This is a genomic window from Bradyrhizobium sp., assembly GCF_049581145.1.
Lineage (GTDB): Bacteria > Pseudomonadota > Alphaproteobacteria > Rhizobiales > Xanthobacteraceae > Bradyrhizobium.
The window spans coordinates 1-16,413 of the sequence record NZ_JBAURI010001284.1 but is presented as its reverse complement, the minus strand read 5'-3'; the positions used below and the strand labels follow the sequence as shown (position 1 = coordinate 16,413).

19 protein-coding genes are annotated in these 16,413 nt (G+C 63.9%); 8 read left to right on the top strand and 11 right to left on the bottom strand.

The annotated features are described in order from the left end of the window. Together WCB02_RS40905 and WCB02_RS40900 are read left to right on the top strand one after the other, a co-directional pair. Window positions 1-201 (top strand): hypothetical protein (locus tag WCB02_RS40905; RefSeq protein WP_423968432.1); only part of this gene is annotated, 201 nt, incomplete at its 5' end. Continuing rightward, window positions 167-568, top strand: a complete 402-nt coding sequence (locus WCB02_RS40900) for a VOC family protein (RefSeq protein ID WP_423968430.1) — start codon at window positions 167-169, stop codon at window positions 566-568. The genes WCB02_RS40905 and WCB02_RS40900, both read left to right, overlap by 35 nt. Window positions 569-714: 146 nt before the next feature. Here WCB02_RS40900 and WCB02_RS40895 read toward each other — a convergent pair whose 3' ends face one another. Beyond that, window positions 715-987 carry a hypothetical protein gene (locus tag WCB02_RS40895; RefSeq protein ID WP_423968428.1) on the bottom strand — a complete coding sequence of 91 codons (273 nt, stop codon included), beginning with the start codon at window positions 985-987 and terminating at the stop codon, window positions 715-717. Between the two features lie 235 nt (window positions 988-1,222). Between WCB02_RS40895 and pdxY the strand changes: the two genes are divergently transcribed. Next, the gene (pdxY, locus tag WCB02_RS40890) at window positions 1,223-2,089 is read left to right on the top strand and encodes a pyridoxal kinase PdxY (RefSeq protein ID WP_423968426.1); all 867 of its coding nucleotides are present in this window, start codon (window positions 1,223-1,225) and stop codon (window positions 2,087-2,089) included. A 26-nt stretch (window positions 2,090-2,115) separates the two neighbouring features. On the opposite strand, the gene WCB02_RS40885 is transcribed toward pdxY, so the two are convergent. The 4 genes from WCB02_RS40885 to WCB02_RS40870 all read right to left on the bottom strand — a co-directional run bounded on the left by WCB02_RS40885 (window position 2,116) and on the right by WCB02_RS40870 (window position 7,442). Next, entirely contained in the window at window positions 2,116-3,345 is a 1,230-nt protein-coding gene (locus WCB02_RS40885) for a c-type cytochrome (protein ID WP_423968423.1), read from the bottom strand. After that, window positions 3,338-5,116 carry a GMC family oxidoreductase gene (locus WCB02_RS40880; RefSeq protein WP_423968421.1) on the bottom strand — a complete coding sequence of 593 codons (1,779 nt, stop codon included), beginning with the start codon at window positions 5,114-5,116 and terminating at the stop codon, window positions 3,338-3,340. The genes WCB02_RS40885 and WCB02_RS40880 overlap by 8 nt, the downstream gene beginning before the upstream one ends. A gap of 10 nt (window positions 5,117-5,126) precedes the next feature. Next, window positions 5,127-5,858, bottom strand: coding sequence for a gluconate 2-dehydrogenase subunit 3 family protein (locus tag WCB02_RS40875; RefSeq protein WP_423968419.1), 732 nt, complete (start codon window positions 5,856-5,858; stop codon window positions 5,127-5,129). Window positions 5,859-6,140: 282 nt separating this feature from the next. Continuing rightward, complete coding sequence (locus WCB02_RS40870) at window positions 6,141-7,442, bottom strand: NtaA/DmoA family FMN-dependent monooxygenase (protein WP_423968416.1); 1,302 nt, start codon at window positions 7,440-7,442, stop codon at window positions 6,141-6,143. Between the two features lie 232 nt (window positions 7,443-7,674). On the opposite strand from WCB02_RS40870, the gene WCB02_RS40865 reads away from it, so the two are divergent. Beyond that, window positions 7,675-7,944: a DUF2312 domain-containing protein gene (locus WCB02_RS40865; RefSeq protein WP_423968414.1), complete on the top strand. Its 270-nt coding sequence runs from the start codon at window positions 7,675-7,677 to the stop codon at window positions 7,942-7,944. Window positions 7,945-8,105: 161 nt separating this feature from the next. Here WCB02_RS40865 and WCB02_RS40860 read toward each other — a convergent pair whose 3' ends face one another. After that, the gene (locus WCB02_RS40860) at window positions 8,106-9,251 is read right to left on the bottom strand and encodes a 2-methylaconitate cis-trans isomerase PrpF family protein (protein ID WP_423968412.1); all 1,146 of its coding nucleotides are present in this window, start codon (window positions 9,249-9,251) and stop codon (window positions 8,106-8,108) included. A 555-nt stretch (window positions 9,252-9,806) separates the two neighbouring features. On the opposite strand from WCB02_RS40860, the gene WCB02_RS40855 reads away from it, so the two are divergent. Further along, window positions 9,807-10,034 (top strand): FmdB family zinc ribbon protein, encoded by a 228-nt coding sequence (locus WCB02_RS40855; RefSeq protein WP_423968410.1) that lies wholly within the window; start codon window positions 9,807-9,809, stop codon window positions 10,032-10,034. Window positions 10,035-10,068: 34 nt separating this feature from the next. On the opposite strand, the gene WCB02_RS40850 is transcribed toward WCB02_RS40855, so the two are convergent. Then, complete coding sequence (locus WCB02_RS40850; protein WP_423968408.1) at window positions 10,069-10,500, bottom strand: Rieske (2Fe-2S) protein; 432 nt, start codon at window positions 10,498-10,500, stop codon at window positions 10,069-10,071. Between the two features lie 289 nt (window positions 10,501-10,789). After that, the gene (locus WCB02_RS40845; RefSeq protein ID WP_423968406.1) at window positions 10,790-11,653 is read right to left on the bottom strand and encodes a hypothetical protein; all 864 of its coding nucleotides are present in this window, start codon (window positions 11,651-11,653) and stop codon (window positions 10,790-10,792) included. Between the two features lie 1,104 nt (window positions 11,654-12,757). Here WCB02_RS40845 and WCB02_RS40840 point away from each other — a divergent pair. Next, on the top strand, window positions 12,758-12,973 hold the full coding sequence (locus WCB02_RS40840) for a hypothetical protein (protein WP_423968404.1): 216 nt from the start codon (window positions 12,758-12,760) through the stop codon (window positions 12,971-12,973). A 295-nt stretch (window positions 12,974-13,268) separates the two neighbouring features. Next, on the top strand, window positions 13,269-13,706 hold the full coding sequence (locus WCB02_RS40835; protein WP_423968401.1) for a DUF302 domain-containing protein: 438 nt from the start codon (window positions 13,269-13,271) through the stop codon (window positions 13,704-13,706). Here WCB02_RS40835 and WCB02_RS40830 read toward each other — a convergent pair. Then, a complete protein-coding gene (locus WCB02_RS40830) occupies window positions 13,652-14,212 on the bottom strand; it encodes a carboxymuconolactone decarboxylase family protein (protein WP_423968399.1) in 561 nt (186 codons plus the stop codon). The genes WCB02_RS40835 and WCB02_RS40830 overlap by 55 nt on opposite strands. Window positions 14,213-14,664: 452 nt before the next feature. Here WCB02_RS40830 and WCB02_RS40825 point away from each other — a divergent pair, with 452 nt between their 5' ends. After that, the gene (locus WCB02_RS40825; RefSeq protein WP_423968397.1) at window positions 14,665-14,898 is read left to right on the top strand and encodes a DUF6894 family protein; all 234 of its coding nucleotides are present in this window, start codon (window positions 14,665-14,667) and stop codon (window positions 14,896-14,898) included. Window positions 14,899-14,983: 85 nt separating this feature from the next. Here the strand turns inward: WCB02_RS40825 and WCB02_RS40820 are convergent, their stop codons facing one another. Next, the gene (locus tag WCB02_RS40820) at window positions 14,984-15,958 is read right to left on the bottom strand and encodes a hypothetical protein (RefSeq protein ID WP_423968395.1); all 975 of its coding nucleotides are present in this window, start codon (window positions 15,956-15,958) and stop codon (window positions 14,984-14,986) included. A 104-nt stretch (window positions 15,959-16,062) separates the two neighbouring features. Next, window positions 16,063-16,413: septal ring lytic transglycosylase RlpA family protein (locus WCB02_RS40815; RefSeq protein ID WP_423968393.1), on the bottom strand; the 351-nt coding region annotated here is incomplete at its 5' end.

Genomic DNA, 16,413 nt, shown 5'->3' with positions numbered 1-16,413 from the left:
ATAGATTTTCATCGTCCCTCCTCCGTCGGCGACCAAAGCGCGTGGAGTTCGCCCCATCCTGCACGCAAGCCAGGATGCTCCGATCATGCTGACACCATGCTGTCAGTAGCGCCTGGATACAACAGGGCGACGCCGAACTGCGCCAGTGTTGGCCAAGGAGAATATCGTGAATTTCGTCTCGATCCGCATCATCACCGCTGACATCAAGCGCCTGACGCGCTTCTACGAGGAGATCACGGGCATCCCGATCAAGATGCTCACCGAGGATTTCGGGGAGCTGAAAACGCCGGCTTGCACGCTGGCCATCGGCAGCACGCGCACACTCCAGCTGTTCAGCGGTGAGATCGCCCGTCCCGCCGACAATCACAGCACCATCATCGAATTCCGCGTGGACGACGTCGATGCGGACTATCGCAGGTTGACCGGCGTCATTGGCCGCTCCCTGGTGCAGGAGCCGACCACGATGCCGTGGGGCAACCGCTCGCTCCTGTTCCGCGATCCCGACGGCAATCTCGTCAATTTTTTTACGCCGCTCAGCGTGGAGGCGAGCGGGAAGTTCGGCAAGTGACCGTAGCATCGGTTCGCTTGGGCGCCGCGCTGCTCGGCGTCGAGCGTGTCATCAAGAAAAAGCCCGCGACCACGTCGCGGGCTTTTTGTACTCTAAGCCGCTGCCCACATCGCTCAGGTCTGATCCAGAACCGATGGAGCTGTCGCTCAGCGACCTGAGCGAGCGATTTCAGTCGGGGCCGGTGCGATTGTCGCGGTCGTCGTTCTTGGCCGCGGTGTCAGGATGCTGAGCTGAACCGGCGTCAGCGTGGAGCTTGGCGCCGGGGCTTGTTCCCTGACATTCGCGGCCCCCAGCACGCGCAACTGCACCGCCGATATCGGCAGGCCCGTCGTTTCATAGCTCGGCAACTCCGCCGCGAAACCGGCCGTGCCGGCTGCAACCGTGATCACGGCGGCGGCCGCGATAGAAAGGGAAGTCATCTTCACACCGATTCTCCTGGATTAGGATTCCAGGACGCAGCCTACACTCCATTTATTGCACTGCAATAATATTTTGCTGCATCGCGAAAAGTTGATGAATATGAAATTTAATGCATATAGTTCAATATGTTACACAATTCCCGCACCAAACCCGGTGCCCGATTGACGGCCGTTGCTCGGGACTTTAGCGCTTCGCCGATCAGACCTCAGGCATTGGATACCGCTTCGGCCCACCATGACCGTGATTTCCATTCAGTCCCAGGTCGCCTACGGCCATGTCGGCAACAGCGCCGCCGTCTTTCCCATGCAGCTGCACGGCATCGACGTGATCGCTGTGCCCACCACCCTGTTGAGCAACCGGCCGGGTTACCCGACCATCCGCGGCCGGGTGCTCGATGCCCAACTGGTCGCCGATCTCCTGCTCGGCGTCGAGGAGCGCGGCGCGGTCGACAGCGCGCACACGATCCTGTCCGGCTATCTCGGCTCGCCCGAGATCGCCGCTGTCGTCGCGGACTTCGTGACGCGCGCCAAGGCGCGCAATCCCGCGCTCCGCTATTGCTGCGATCCCGTGCTCGGCGATCGCGACCGCGGCCTGTTCGTCCAGGCCGACATCCCGCCACTGGTGCGCGACCGGCTGTGCCGGCTTGCGGATATCATCACCCCCAATCACTTCGAGCTCGAATGGCTGGGCGGAGCGAAGGCCGCAACCCTCGATCGGGTGATCGCAGCCGCGCGAGCCCTGATGGCGCGCGGTCCCTCGACCATCGTCGTCACCAGCGCCGGGCTCGCCGACACGCCGGACGGCCAGATCGAGACCGTCGCCATCGAACGATCCGGCCAACGGTTGCAGGCGTGGCGCGTGCGCACGCCCAGGCTGCCGATCAGCCCGTCCGGCACCGGCGACCTGTTCGCCGCGCTGTTCGTGTCCGCGCGCGTTTGCGGGTCCAATACACCGGATGCGCTGGGCCACGCCGCGTCGGCGATCTTCGCCGTTCTGGAGCGTACTGCGGCGCGCGGCACCGAGGAAATGCGCATCGTCGAGAGCGCGGCCCTGCTGGCGCATCCACCACGCCGGTTCGACGCCATCGACATCGGCATTTGAGCGCCGGCGGCAGCCAAACGGGTCGATCAGTTTGCTCGCTCAGCGAGATCCGCGCGGGCTTGCCTCGCCTGCTCCGTGCTGACGCCGGCTGCGTGGGCGAAATGGCTACGGACATAGCTCGCCAGCGCGGCCACCTGCTCATCGTTCAGTTGCCAGTCAAATGCGGGCATTGCCGGGCCGGTCGGCTCGCGCTCGGTGGCGACCGTCGGCGCTCCCTGCAGGATCACGCGAAGCACGGTGGTCGGATCGGCCGCGGCCACGGACGCCGCATTGGACAACTGCGGAAACAATCGCGGAACGCCCTGCCCGTCCTTCTGGTGGCAGGCCGCGCAGAGATCGCCAAAGATGGCGCCGCCAGCCGCCAGCACGTCCGGGTCGACACTGCCCGCCGATGCAGCGGCCGGTCCCGATACGTCCTTCAGATACACCGCGATGGCTTTCACGTCCGCATCCGACATGTTCGAGGTGGAGAGTTGGACGACTTCGGCCATCAGGCCGGCCGCTGCGGCATATTTGTTGTGGCCGGCCTTCAGATATTCAGCGAGGTCGTCGGCCGTCCAGGCACCAAGCGGGCCCTGGCCGCTGGTGATGTCGGGCGCGACCCAGCCCTGCAGCGTGTCACCGCGCAGCGCCTCGGTGCTCTTGTCTCCGCCCAAGAGCGTCTTGGGTGTGTGGCAGGCGCCGCAATGCGCCGGTCCCTGGACCAAGTACGCTCCGCGATTCCACTCCGCCGATTTCGCCGCATCAGGCTGGAACTCGCGCGGCTTGAAATAGAGCGCGTCCCACGCGATCATGGCAGACCGCAGACTGAACGGAAACGGCAGCGTGTCCGACGTGACCGCGTGATGGACCGGCTCGACCGTGCTCAGATAGGCGCGAATCGCCTTGACGTCATCGCGCGACATCCGCGCATAATAGGGAAACGGCATCGCCGGATAGAGCCGGGCGCCGTCGCGCGCCCTTCCCCCTCGAACCGCGGCGTCGAACTGATCGTCGCTCCAGGCGCCGATCCCGGTCTCGTCGTCCGGCGTGATGTTGGGCGCCACCAGCTTGCCGAACGGCGTCTCGATCGGCCGACCGCCCGCGAAAGGCTGATTGCTGCCGGGCATCGTGTGGCAGCTGCCGCAATCGGCCGCCGTGGCGAGATAGCGCCCGCGGGCGATCTCGCCAAAATCCTGCAGTCCCGCGCCGCGGCAGCCGCCGACGCTGGCGCCGAGCGCGATCAGGGCGACTGCGATCGTCGCGCACTTATGCATTGATCAGCTGTCCGGGGTTCTTGAGATATCGGTCGCGGATCGCGTCCGCCGCCCAATAGGCGAGCGCGGCCAGCGTGCCCGTTGGATTGTAGCCGGCGTTTTGCGGAAAGCCGCTGGCACCGGTCACGAACAGATTGGGCACGTCCCAGCATTGCAGGTAGCGGTTGATGGCGCTGGTCGAGGGATCGGTGCCCATGATCGCGCCGCCGCACAAATGCGTGGTCTGATATTTGGTAACGTCGTAGGGCGCCTTGCGATACTCCTTCACCACCTGTCTGGCGCCCATCGCCTGGAAGATCTCGGCGAATTTGTCGGTCAGGAAGGCGTTCTGCCTGATCTCGTTGTCATGGAAATCCATCGTGATGCGCGCGAGCGGCCGGCCCAGCCGATCCTTGTAGGTGGGATCGAGATCGATATAGACGTCGCGGTAACTGTACATGCTGCCGTGAACGCCGGTGCCCGGCTTCAGAGCGCTCAGATAATTCTGCTTGACCGCCTGCTTCCATTGCGCGCCCCAGCGCGGCGTGCCCGGCGGGACCGGCGCCGTCTCGATCGGCCGGCCGTTGGTCTGCACCTGCCCCATGTAGCCGCCGCCGACAAAGCCGAGCGGTCCATGGTCGAAATTGTCGCCATTGAACTCGTCGATGCACATGCCGATGGCGCCCGAGGCGATGAAAGGATTGAAGATGAACTTGGACGGGTCGAAGAAGCTCGTTACGTCGGAAATAGTCTGGTGGGTGAAATTGCGCCCGATCACGCCGGTATTGGCGATGGGATCATAGGGCTTGCCGATGCCGGAGAGCAGCAGAAGCTGTACGTTGAAGATCGTATAGGCCGACAGGATGACGAGCTCGGCCGGCTGTTCCCATTCGTTGCCGGCGGTATCGACGAAGGTGACGCCGGTGGCGCGCTTGCCGGAGCTGTCGAGATTGATGCGGGTTACCTCGCAATTGTCGCGCGCAGAAAAGTTAGGCTTGCGCACCAGCACGGGCAGGATGGTCGTCTGCGGCGAGGCCTTGGAGTAGTTGCCGCAGCCGAACCATTCGCAGAAGCCGCAATAGCTGCAGGCGCCAAGCCGGACACCGAGCGGGTTCTGGTAGGGCCGCGACAGGTTACCCGAGGGCTGCGGAAACGGCTTGTAGCCGAGCTCCCGGGCCGCCTTGGCAAACAGCGTCGCGCCGAATGGCTGATCCTGCGCGGGCGTCGGATAAGGGCGCGAGCGCGCGCCTTCGAAGGGATTGCCGCCCTCGATGATCTGTCCCTTGATGTTTCCCGCCTGACCGGAGGTGCCGCAGAGATATTCGAAACGATCGTAATAGGGTTCGATCTCGTCGAACGTGACGCCCCAGTCCTGGATCGTCATGTCCTGCGGCAAGAATTGCGCGCCGTAGCGTTCGGTGAGATGGGTGCGGAGCACGAAATCGGAGGGCAGAAACCGCCAGGTCTCCGCATTCCAATGCACGCCGCCACCGCCGACGCCGTTGGGCGGCATGAACGCACCCCAGGAACGGATTGGCAGTGCGGTCTCGCTCATCTTGTTGCGGAAGGTGAATGTGGTCTGTTCGGGACGCAGGAACAGCTCGTGCCGGATCCGATAGCGGAGCTCGTCGGGCGCGAAGTTCGGCGGATAGTCGGTCGCCGTGTCGCGCCAGGGCCCGCGCTCGATCGCGACCACGTCGAGCCCGGCATCGGCGAGCTCATGAGCCATGATTGAGCCGGTCCAGCCAAGACCCACGATCACGACATCCTTCGCCGGCAGCTTTCGGGCCATGATCACCACTTCAGGATTTATGAGGAGTCCAGTCGCTGCGCCCGGCGATGCTGACGGGCGGATATGGGTAATGCTCGTTGTGGCGCTTCACCCAGTCACGATAATCGTATCGAATGCCGGGAAACCCGATCATCTTCCAGCCGACCATGTCGCGGTTGCCGCCGTGGATCGGATCGGAAAAGAAGCCCTCGGGAACGTCCTTCAGCAGCGCATCGAAGAAGCCCTGGGCGTCCACTTCGTCGAACTTCGCCGTGCCGGATTCGATCTGCTTGAGAATTTCGTCCTGCTCGTCGGCCGCAAGATCGGCGAAGGCTTTACCGCCGCGGCTGTCCTTGCAGTATTTGTCGAGCGAGGCGAGACCTTTCCGATAAAGCTCTGCGGGCGTCAGCGGCGACTGCGGTCCCTGCTGCTTGGTGCCCTTGATGAACGGACCGCGCCGATAGAGCCCGTCGGCTGAGCCATACGGGCCCTTCAATTGTCGATCGATGAAGACGGCGCAGCCGGCGTCCTTGCCGCCTGGCGTCTGCGGGTCCGGCGGGATGATCCGGTCGACGATGGCCTCGACCGCGCGCGCCTCGTCGGCGGTGAAGAACTGCCATGGACCCGGACGCTCGATCTCGGGCGCCGCTGACGGATAGGGCAGCCACGGCAACCGGTCGTGAACGATGCTCGCGCGGGTCAGCGATGTCGTTCCGGCAAACCAGACTGCCGCGGAGACGAGGAACTTTCGGCGATGGATCATGGCGCTGCCCGTGAGGCTCCGAAAACGCCCCCGAGCAACTTTGGTTCCTAGCTGCTAGCGGCCCTCACGGGGCTTATTCTGTTTGGCGAGCGGAATGGTCGGCCGATCGGCCGTCTCCGGCATGGTGTCCCTGCCCTGGTCGCCGTTGGCGTCGCTGCCGCCGGACGTCGCCGTACCGCTGCCGCTCCAACCCCATCGCCCCGCGGGGAATTGATGGGTTTCGCAAGAGCTCTACCCATCTACTGCTTCGTTTCACATGATCAGAACGTCGGAAACGCTTTGCTAGTGCAGGAGATTCTCCCGCATCGTCGATCCCGTATAGGCTGTCCGCAGCAGACCGCGATTTTGCAATTCAGGAACGACCATTCGGCCAAACTCCTCGAACATCCCAGGCGACACGTTGCCCTGCAGAACAAAACCGTCACAGCCGTTGGCATCGAAGATCTCCTGCATCGCATCGGCGATCATGACCGGGGTCCCGATGAGCGAGCGGTGCGAGCGACGATTGGCTTCTTCAAGAGTGACCGACTGCTCCTGCATGATCCGGCGCATGTTCTGCTCCAGGCCGCCATGCCCCTGACTACCCTTGGCGGACGCGAGCTCTTCGGCCGACCTGACCTTGCCAAGATCGGCGCCGAGCATGGCCGAGCCGGTGGCCTTCAACAGCTCGGGACTGATCAGGCTGTCGAGATAGTCCGCGCGTTCGCGGGCGATCGATTCGGTCTCGCCCAGCACCACCGAAATCGCCGGCAATATCGCGCACTGCTCGGGCGAGCGGCGATAGGTCTTCATCCGCGACTTGATGTCGGCATAGAATTCGACGCAGGCCGCCACACCCGTCGCCCCGCAAAAGATGGCTTCGGCCCATCGTGCGGCAAAGGCGCGACCGCGGGACGAGGCGCCAGCCTGCATCAGCACCGGCCGCCCCTGTGGGCTGCGTGGCAGCGACAGCGGGCCGCGGGTGCTGACGTATTTGCCGCGGTAGTCGGCATAGCGAACCTTCGCCGCATCGGCGAAAACACCGCCGCGCTTGTCCATGATGAAGGCGTCCGGCTCCCAGCAGTCCCAGAGCGCGCAGCACGCCTCCAGGACTTCGTCGCCGATGTCGTAGCGCAGGTCCTTCTCGGGAAGCTTCTCCATTCCGAAATTGCGCGCCTCGAAATCTGTCGAGGACGTCACGACGTTCCAGCAGGCCCGGCCGTTCGACAGCAGATCCAGCGACGCGAGCGTGCGGGCAAGATGGTAGGGATGATGGAATGTGGTGGAGAGCGTGGCTCCCAGGCCGAGATGCCTGGTCGCCGCCGCCATGATCGGGAGCACGGTCAGCGGATCCAGATAGGACAGCTGGCCACCATGATGGATATAGGCCGCGAAGCTGTCGTTGTAGATATCCGGAACGCCCTGGGTGTCCGCATAGAAGCACCCGTCGAAAAAGGATCGCTCCAGCACCTGTGCGATATGCTCGTATCGGCTCGGCAGGAAGATATCGTCCAGATCCGCTTCCGGATGCCGCCAGCCGCCCGGATGGGTCGAGGTCGCGCCGGTCTTCAAATACGCCATCAGGTGCATTAGCCGCTTTGCCATGTCACGTGCTCTCCCACTTCGCCCACCTGGATTTGCGAGCCGCGCCGGCCATCCCGAGCGCCAAGGCTAACGGAGATCGGGGAACTGTTCCAAAGCAAACGATATGCCGAACTGCAGCGGCGCCATGCCTCACGCCGATCACCCGCACTTGAGCGCGCCCTTCGAATTTGCGTTAACGCGTTGGTGAGGTTTTTGCCTGCAATTTCACGCTCTCATTCAGCAAAGAGGCACCATGTCTGACATCAGCATTCCCGGCGGACGGATCCGGTCTTTCGTTGAGCGGATCGAGAATTTGGACACTGAATTGCAGGAATTGAACGAGCAGAAAAAGGAGGTCTTCTCAGAGGCCAAGGGCGAGGGCTTTGACGTGAAGATCCTGAAGGAGATCATCAAACTCCGGAAGCAGGACGCCGAAGAGCGCGACGAGCACGATAGCCTGCTCGACATGTATATGAGGGCGATGGAAACAGCGGTGCCGGAGCCAACTGCCAAAGCCGCGTAGCCCGAACCTTCCGCTTCACTCGATCAACACGAAGGGCCGGCCCCGCAGGTCGGCGCAAGTGCTTCCCGGCTGCCGCCGAGCGAGGTTTGCTCACGGCAGCCGAAGAGCTTCCTCCGACTCACGGACGCCGGTGGTGGGAACGGTTCATATCCACACAGAAGCTACTCCGGCGAGCGATAGATGACGTGTCCCTCGAAAAGCCGGCGCGCGGTGCGGTAGACTGCGCCGAACTCGGCGTTGACCAAACCTTGCTCGGCAGCCGAGACCCGCGCATCGACCAGCGTGACTCCTGACGGGTGCGCGATCCGGATCGGTCCCGCTGACGTGGTCAAGGCGGCAGGCAGGCTGCCGGGGACGCGTGCGGCAACGGCAAGGCAGATCGCGCCCGTGATCGGCACGGCGCGATGCGGCTGGCCGACCGAGATCATGCGGACCCAGATATCGGTGTCCGACGCGGCAAGCTCGCGTCCCGACAGCGTTCGGCCGCTCCGCGGACCCGACACCATGGCCACTTTCGGGATGCCGGTCATGCGTCTGGCTTGCTCCACATCTCCGGCGATCTCCATCGCGATCGACGCGGCGCAGCGGATATCTTCCATCCGCTTCAGGAACAGCGCGTCCCCTTCCAGGACGTCCGGCAATTCGTCGCCGGACTTTTCGACCGCGCTTGCTTCCACGAACACGCAAGGGTTGGCGGCATCGACGCAGGAGGCCCGCACCGCGCCGAGACCGTCGATCTCGAACACGTCGCACGCCCTGCCGGTCGGCAACAGCTTGCCGGTGCGCGCGCCGCCGGGCTCGAGGAACTCGAGCCGGATCGGCGCCGCCCTGCCCGCCACGCCATCGATTTCGATGTCGCCGGTCGCGGCGAGCTTGCCGTCGTCGACGGGAAACCGCGCGACGATGATTTTGGAGGTATTCGTATTGTGGATACGCACCACGGCCTCGCCATCCGCGGGCGGGTTCACCAGGCCCTCTTCCAGCGCGAACGGCCCCACCGCCGAAGACATGTTGCCGCAGTTCGCACCATAGTCGACGAAGCTGTCGCGGATGCCGATCTGCGCAAACGTGTAATCCACGTCGGCGTCGGGCCGGCTCGGCCGCCCGATGACGCAGATCTTGGAGACGGACGAAATCCCGCCGCCCATACCGTCGAGCTGCCGCCCGTTCGGATCGGGCGAGCCCATCACCTGCAGGAAGATCGGATCCCAGGCCTTCGGGTTCGCAGGCAGGTCGTCCCGCCGAAACATCACGGCCTTCGAGGTCCCTCCCCGCATGAAAACCGCGCGCAACCGGTGACTGTCCATCAGCCCCTCATTTTCGCTCGAGGAACCGGCGCCTGGACGGATAAGCGGGGTCCGCCCGACCGTGCCGGACAGCGCTTCAATACCAGCGCATCGTGACCAGACACAACATGGATGGCGCAACCCCGCTTCAACAGAAGGGCTCGGGCCGATAAGATCACGAAATGGGCACAATAATGCTTCGCAGTCGCAGAATATGGCATCCATGTGAAAAAATTGCGGCGGACGCATTTGAGGGCTCAGCGTCGGCAGATAGCGCACTCGGCAAGTGAAACGGAGCGCGTCCAGACCGGCGCCAGCGCAACGGCTGCAGATCGCTCCACGCGCGGTCCGATTTCGCCGAGGGCGTCCTGAGGCCCGGGCACTGTCGATTCCCCGACAGGCCCGTCATATTCAGCACACAGAATGCGGACCGCTCGGGCACGCATGATGATCCATGGCGCGAATAACGCATCCGCCGGACTGGTCCGGTTCCTGCACTACCTCGCAGGTGGACAGCTTGGTTTGATCGAGCAGTGCGGTCTCGTCCGACTGGTCTGCCGAACTGGAGGTGCGGCGATGCCGTTATACGGGTACCATTGTGCGAGCTGCGCGGACGATGTCGAATTGCTGATCGGCTCGTCGGAAACGCCGGTCTGTCCCAATTGCGGCGGCAAGCGACTGACCCGCCTGATGTCGCGCACGGCGGCGCCGGGCAAGAGCCGCGGCATCATCAAGGCCGCCCGATCGCAAGCGGCCCGCGAGGGGCATCTGAGCAATTTCAGCCGCGCCGAACGGCGCCGCTGACGCACCCAGATCCGCGCGCTTCGGCGCACGGCGCTCAATCCGAGGTGATCTGCACCTCTGGCACGTCGTCGCCCGGCTCGGCGATGTCGAGCCCATCCTCCTCGGCGAGATCGACACCGCTCAGGCAGAGATCGCCATCGTCGACGATCAGGTTGATCGGCGTCAACGCCTGCCCCTGACAGGGGCCGATGAAGCAATGGCCGGTGTCGAGATCGAACTGCGCCCCATGGCTGCCGCAGACGACGAAATTGCCCTCTTCGTCCATGAACTCGCCGGGCCTGGTATCGAGGCGCGAGCCCTGATGCGGACACGCGTTTTCGAAGCCGAAGAACTTGTTGCCCTTGCGCGTGACGAGGATCGGCCACGGCCTGGCGCTGCCATCCAGTTCCCTGCGCATCAGCATGAAGCCGGTCGCTTGGCCATCCTCCACCTCATAGGTCGCGCAGATCGCAAACAGCGTGTCCATCGCCAGGTCCCTTCCGGTTCGACGCTCCAGCCGGGTTGCGGAAGCGGACACGTCTTGCTCAGCAATCCCTGTGCCAGCGCGTCGGATGCCAAATCGTCGCAAAATCAGCGCACATCCGGTTCTCCCCTCACGGCCCGAGAAGCTCATCCTGCGCGGGCTCTGGCAAGACAACCGCTCAGAACCGGGCTGGACAAAGCAAGCGCCGCGTAGCCTGCGGTGGAGCGATCACGTCTCGCCCGCGGCGAACCCGACGCCAAACGCCGCGGCACCAGATCTTGCGAGCAGCTGGCTATTCCGCCCAGGCCTGCGATTCATCGACCACTCTCACCTCGCCCGATCGGCGCTCGAAGATCGTGCCACCGAACAGCATCTCGATCGTTCCGATCATCAGCACGAAGGCGATACACACGATCACCAGGCCGGTCGGGGCGGCCGACAGTTCGGCGCCAGCTTCCGCGATCGGCCGTGAGGCGCCCTGCGGGACATCGACCCACCGCGCGCTAAAGGGCAGCGCGGCGATGTCGACCCAGCGATCGGCCCAAGTCGCAGCAGCATCGGTCGCGGCAGCGTCGGTCGCGTCAGGCCGCGCCTCCGGTGCCGTCCCGGGCGGCTGCGTCGGAGCGTCGTCAGGCAACATCTCCGACATCGAGTCGCGCCAGTTGGGCTGATTGACCTTGGTCTGATCCTTGGTTTGATTTTTGATTTGGTCCTCTGGCTGATTCTTCGCCCGATCCTTGGGCCGATCCGGCTCTGCCTCGGCTTCGCGAAGCGACGCCCGGCGCTGAACGCTGTGGATCTGATGGCGTTGCGCCGTCCTCGCATCCCAGCAGTGGTCCGAGCCATGCCAATAGATATGAGCGGCGGGAAAATGCTGACGCGCTTCAGCCTTGCTCATGCAGGATTCTGAAGCCAGCGCCGGCGCGGTGACGACCAACATCGTCACGACGATCACTACAACACGCATGGGTGCGCTCCGTCTCAAATCATCGGAAACCAAACAGGCAGCTTTAGCCTCCCTCAACACGCCAAGAATGGACGGGGCCGGGAGGCAAATTTGAGACCAAAATCGAAGCGCATTGCGGCGGCCCACGGGGAACGCCGCCATAATGCGGGCATGGCGCCGCAGCAAATGCCAGCAAAAACGACGTGCCAACGGCGATCCGTGCCCCTGCACGTCCGCGCGTGCCGCCCCCCGACATCTCGACGTGATAACAATGCGAGATGACGAAATCCGCGGCGCACGATTTGTCCTCTGCCGGTCGCAGCTCGCCCGCAAGTGGGGTGCGCGCCGGGCACCTTGAGACTCCGCAGCCGAATGCAGTAGGCCACGCCTCCCCATGCCTGCACGCGATGTAGGCTGTCCGTCGCGGCGACAGGCCGCTCAACAATCAACGCTGCGACAAGCGACGTCCCGACGGACCCGTTGCGCGCGACGACGCTACGCTGACCACGAACGCCATCTCGCAGTCGCATCGAGCCCAATCATCATTCGCTTCTCATGATCACGATGAAGGGCAATGGCGTCATCCGCGCCTTTGCGGCGGCTGCTCACGACGTTCGACTACCTGCGGGTCGGACCACGACAAACCAGTTATCAACCATTGCGCCGCGATCTGCCTTGACAGTTCGGGACAACAGGAGGAGCATCACAAGTGTCGCCACAAGCGACAATCACCAGCAAGGGAGGGTCTTGAATGACTCCACCTCCGCAGAGCAAGCCGCGCAATCCGCTGGTACACGTTCGGACCATCGCATAGCGGCCAGGCACACGAACGGAACGCCGGGCAAGGGTTATAAGTGGGCCGCATCAGTGAGGCATGGCCCCTTACCCGCCCGGCGCTGTTCTATTGACAGCCCGCTTCATAAACCCGTGCGAGTTGCCAGTCCTGCAATCAAGAGCCCTCGCGCTGCCCCGCATGAACTTCCACGTGAGCTTCGCCGCGCAAATGCCTCGCGTTCATGCTGTGCGAAAACGTGAGCGATGCAAACGCGCGTCATGCTCCCCCGTCACGTGGCGCGGCTCGTCGCGGTCAAATCGGTCCGCCGACGATCTCTCCGTCATCGGCGACAGCGAGCCCATCGCCAAGGTGGCTAATACGCTCGGCTGATACGCCCGGTTCATTCCCCTCTCGCCGAGCGTCTGCCTCGGGCGCCTTTCCCGCCACACCGGGCTTCCCCGGATAGCGCGCGGAGCGTCCGTGGCACGAACTCTGCATGGTTGAATCGACCGGGTCGTTCTCATCACTGAAAGGTGACCATGCTCGTTACTCTCATCGCCGTTCTGTGCAACGGCCAAGTCTGTCTCGAGAAAGTTGTTACCACCAGCGAGCAGTCGGGGATCACGATGTCGGCCTGTCAGGTCAACGGGCAAATCGGCATCGCCGACTGGCTCGCGCACGGTCCGTATCATGAGTGGACCTTGCAAAAGTACAAGTGCGTGCTGGGCAAATACGTGCCCAAGAGTGAAGCATGACCAGTGAAGCATGACTAGTGAAGCATGACCAGTGAAGCATGACCAGTGAAGCATGACCAGCCAGGCATGATTTGCCCGTGCGCCCCGTTGTGAGAGGCCTAGCGTTCAGCGGCGGAGTAACACGCCGGCCGGCGTGGCGCCGGCGATATCACGATCGTGAAGGCGCCCATTGTCGGCTGGTCTTGCCGATTGGATGTCGACTGACATGTGAATCATGAACCGTCGTAGCACAGCATGGCAGAACCGGATATCCGCCTGCTCGTCGGCCAGCCACGACCGCTTTGGGAGCTTTGCCATGACCCAGGCCTCCGTCACATTACGGACGATCGAGATTGAGCAGATCCGGATCTCGTCCGACAGACCATTCGCCCAGGTTCGCCGGAGGCTCGAAGACGTCGCGCCGAAATTCGATCCCGATATCGTCGATGTCTTGCAGCGCGCCGATCAGCAGCGCGCTGCGGACTACGAGCAGAGCGGGCCAAAACTGTCGATTTTCGTCGAGCGCGATCACGGCGCACTGCTGCAGATCATCGGCCGCCGGCGCAGCGCGGCGCGACACGAAATCGGCAATCCCGTCACGGCGTCAAAGATGACACGTCATCAGCTCGCAGCCGCGCTCTACGCGCCGCTGCGGGTGGCCCTGTTCGAGGACGAGCGCGGCATGGCCGCGCCTCGCGCCTATTCCGGCACCGGAACATCGAAGGTGTTCAGCGTGACCGAGACCATGCAGTAGAGACCGATGAGGTAGGACAGTTCGGCTGCGCCATGCGCGCCGAACTGTTCGACCGCCGCCTTGTATGTCAACTCGGGAAGCACGCCGCCATTCACCAGCGCCCAGGCGAAGTCGTAGGCTACCGCCTCCTGGCGAGTCAGGTCGGAGGGCCTCTGACCTGCCACGATCGTCGCAAGCTTGTCGTCGGACAGGCCGCGCTGTTCCGCGACCAGCACGTGAGCGTATAATTCGTAGGCCGAATGGAAGTGCGATCCGGTGACGAGGATCGCGACTTCGCGAACCGCGGCAGGGAGCGACGGGTTCGATACCATCGCCTTGACCAGGTCCCAGACCGGTTTTCCGAAGGCCGGCTCGCGCAGCCAGGGATTCCACGGGCCGAGCAGCGCGCCATCGGCGCGGATGTTCACAAAACCCTTGAAATGCCCTGCGATGCCCTCGCGCATATCCTGGTAGAGCGGCTTCTGCGCGTCGCTGAGTTCTGCGGGATCGAGAATGGGAAGACGCATCGGTGGCTCCATTGATGATCGAATTCGCACGCCTCGCGTCGTCGCACGAGGTGGCGTCTTGCATCGGTGAAAAGAACGCCTGACAGCAAAGCCGAACAACCCCCGCTGGTTCCAGCAGACCCTCGGGGCGCGTTTGCACGACATCGGCAATAGACGACGAATGCAACACACCGATGATGAGCGGACAGATCGGCGGATGCCGGCGACCATTGCCCGCTGCGTGGGCAGAAAACTCCCTGTCGTGATCAAGCCTTTGGCAGGATCGACATCATCCGCCCTGACGGCCCTGGGCGGATTGCGCCCATCGGGCCGCGCAGCCCCGAAGCGCGCATTGCGGGGCCGCGAAGCCGGCCGCCGCCTCCGTAGCTGTCCTTAGAGGATTGATCCGAATTTTCCGCCGGCCTCCTCGCTGATAGCCTCGTCTCAAGGTGGCTTTTTGCAGGAGGCGGCTCATGGCCCAGATCTATTTCCATTGCACCAGCACCGAAGGGCTGATGATCGGTCATTGCGGCGCGGCCGTCGGCGACCTGGCGGAAGCGAAGGATCAGGCCACCCTGCTGATGCGGTCGCTGATCATGGAGCCCGGCGAGGAGGATTGGCGCAGCTGGGTCCTGCATGCCAGCGACGATCTCGGCGAGGAGATTTTTGCGCTGCCCTTCGCCGCGATGCTCGGCAAGCCACATTGAGCCATGGCGCACCGCGCTCACGGCACCTTGAGCGCAGCGGATGCATCCGGGCGCCGAGACGGCAGGCTGAGAACCGGCGCAGCCGTCAGGCGACATTTGCCTTCGGACTCTCGGACTTTGCCTTCTCGGGCGTAACGGTCTCGGACTTGGCGGTCTCGGACTTGGGGGGCTCGGACTTGGAGGTCTCGGACTTGCCGCTCTCGGTCTCCCCGCTCGCGAGCGCGTCAAGATCGACCAGTTGCGGATCGTCCGGATTGATATCGCCATGAATCCGTCCGCTGCCATGCACGTGCATCAAGGTCTGCACGCGTCGCGCGCTGAGATGGTCGACATGATGATGCCGGAGCGCGACGGAGAGCAGTTTGATGGGCAATCCGACCCGCGCGAACGCCGGAACCCGGCGCACCTCTCCGCCCTCCCGCCACAGCAGCGGATTGAGCGTATAGATCAGCTGCCGCTCGATCTCCGGCGACGGCGGTTCGACCGGCTCGGCCGGCGCCGGCAACAACAGATTCACGTTGCCCGCCCGGGTGCGCACCGCGGCCGATCGCAGTTCCCAGCAGATCAGATCCGCAGCCGAGATCACCTCGCGGCGCACCGCGTCGACGCTGGTCGCAAATCGCGTGGCCTCGCCGACCGAGGCCACGCTTTTGGTGACGGCCGTGACCAGTGCGTTGGCGCCGAGATTGAATGCCGGCGCCGCCCGTTCGATCGCGGCCGCCATGGCCTCGATCTCGTCGGCGATTCGGTCGCGGTCGCGCTGGGCTTTCGCGTCGGCCAGCGCGCGCTCGGTCGTGACGACCTGCTCGTCGCATTCGGCCAACGCGGCGCGGAGCGTCCTGACCTGATCCTCCACGCTGCGCAATCTGGCCTCCGCCCGCGCCAGCTTGGCATTGGCGGCGCCCGCCACCGCCAGCTTTTCGGCTTCGCCACGTTTTTCCGCCAGCACCGTCTCGGTGGCGCTCAAGCGGTCGGCCAGTTTCTGCCGTGCCGCCTGCTTCTCTTTCAACGCGTTCTCGAAGCGCTCGACCGGTCCGAGCTCACGCTTGAAAAATGCCATGGCAATACCCTTCGCGAATCAGAATCATGCCGAATCAGCCATCTAGTGGCCTCGGAAGTTAGTCGAAAACTTGGATAAGTTTGCGGCTTCCGCAAGCTGCGCTGCTATTGGACCACGTCGAGTTTGACCTTCGCGACGCCGCCGCCAACCATTCCCAGCATGCGGGCGGCGGAATAGGACACATCGACGACACGTCCGGGAACGTAAGGCCCACGGTCGTTGACCCGGACCGTCACAGACTTGCCGGTCGCTACGTTGGTCACACGCAGCTTGGTGCCGAATGGCAGGCTCGGATGGGCGGCGGTCAGTTCGTGCGCATCGAACCTCTCGCCGCTCGCGGTCTGCGTCCCCTCGGTGTAGAAGCTGGCCAGCCCCTGCGATGCGATCTTGGTCCCGCCTGCGTCCCGATGCGAAACGAACGGCGCGCGCGCCACCGCCACACGCCTGTTCTGCAC

What these genes read in the sequence shown, in the direction of transcription:
- WCB02_RS40895 (WP_423968428.1), bottom strand. Translation starts at nt 987, where the DNA reads ATGACTTCCCTTTCTATCGCGGCCGCCGCCGTGATCACGGTTGCAGCC.
- pdxY (WP_423968426.1), top strand. Translation starts at nt 1,223, where the DNA reads ATGACCGTGATTTCCATTCAGTCCCAGGTCGCCTACGGCCATGTCGGC.
- WCB02_RS40885 (WP_423968423.1), bottom strand. Translation starts at nt 3,345, where the DNA reads ATGCATAAGTGCGCGACGATCGCAGTCGCCCTGATCGCGCTCGGCGCC.
- WCB02_RS40880 (WP_423968421.1), bottom strand. Translation starts at nt 5,116, where the DNA reads ATGGCCCGAAAGCTGCCGGCGAAGGATGTCGTGATCGTGGGTCTTGGC.
- WCB02_RS40875 (WP_423968419.1), bottom strand. Translation starts at nt 5,858, where the DNA reads ATGATCCATCGCCGAAAGTTCCTCGTCTCCGCGGCAGTCTGGTTTGCC.
- WCB02_RS40870 (WP_423968416.1), bottom strand. Translation starts at nt 7,442, where the DNA reads ATGGCAAAGCGGCTAATGCACCTGATGGCGTATTTGAAGACCGGCGCG.
- WCB02_RS40865 (WP_423968414.1), top strand. Translation starts at nt 7,675, where the DNA reads ATGTCTGACATCAGCATTCCCGGCGGACGGATCCGGTCTTTCGTTGAG.
- WCB02_RS40860 (WP_423968412.1), bottom strand. Translation starts at nt 9,251, where the DNA reads ATGGACAGTCACCGGTTGCGCGCGGTTTTCATGCGGGGAGGGACCTCG.
- WCB02_RS40855 (WP_423968410.1), top strand. Translation starts at nt 9,807, where the DNA reads ATGCCGTTATACGGGTACCATTGTGCGAGCTGCGCGGACGATGTCGAA.
- WCB02_RS40850 (WP_423968408.1), bottom strand. Translation starts at nt 10,500, where the DNA reads ATGGACACGCTGTTTGCGATCTGCGCGACCTATGAGGTGGAGGATGGC.
- WCB02_RS40840 (WP_423968404.1), top strand. Translation starts at nt 12,758, where the DNA reads ATGCTCGTTACTCTCATCGCCGTTCTGTGCAACGGCCAAGTCTGTCTC.
- WCB02_RS40835 (WP_423968401.1), top strand. Translation starts at nt 13,269, where the DNA reads ATGACCCAGGCCTCCGTCACATTACGGACGATCGAGATTGAGCAGATC.
- WCB02_RS40830 (WP_423968399.1), bottom strand. Translation starts at nt 14,212, where the DNA reads ATGCGTCTTCCCATTCTCGATCCCGCAGAACTCAGCGACGCGCAGAAG.
- WCB02_RS40825 (WP_423968397.1), top strand. Translation starts at nt 14,665, where the DNA reads ATGGCCCAGATCTATTTCCATTGCACCAGCACCGAAGGGCTGATGATC.
- WCB02_RS40820 (WP_423968395.1), bottom strand. Translation starts at nt 15,958, where the DNA reads ATGGCATTTTTCAAGCGTGAGCTCGGACCGGTCGAGCGCTTCGAGAAC.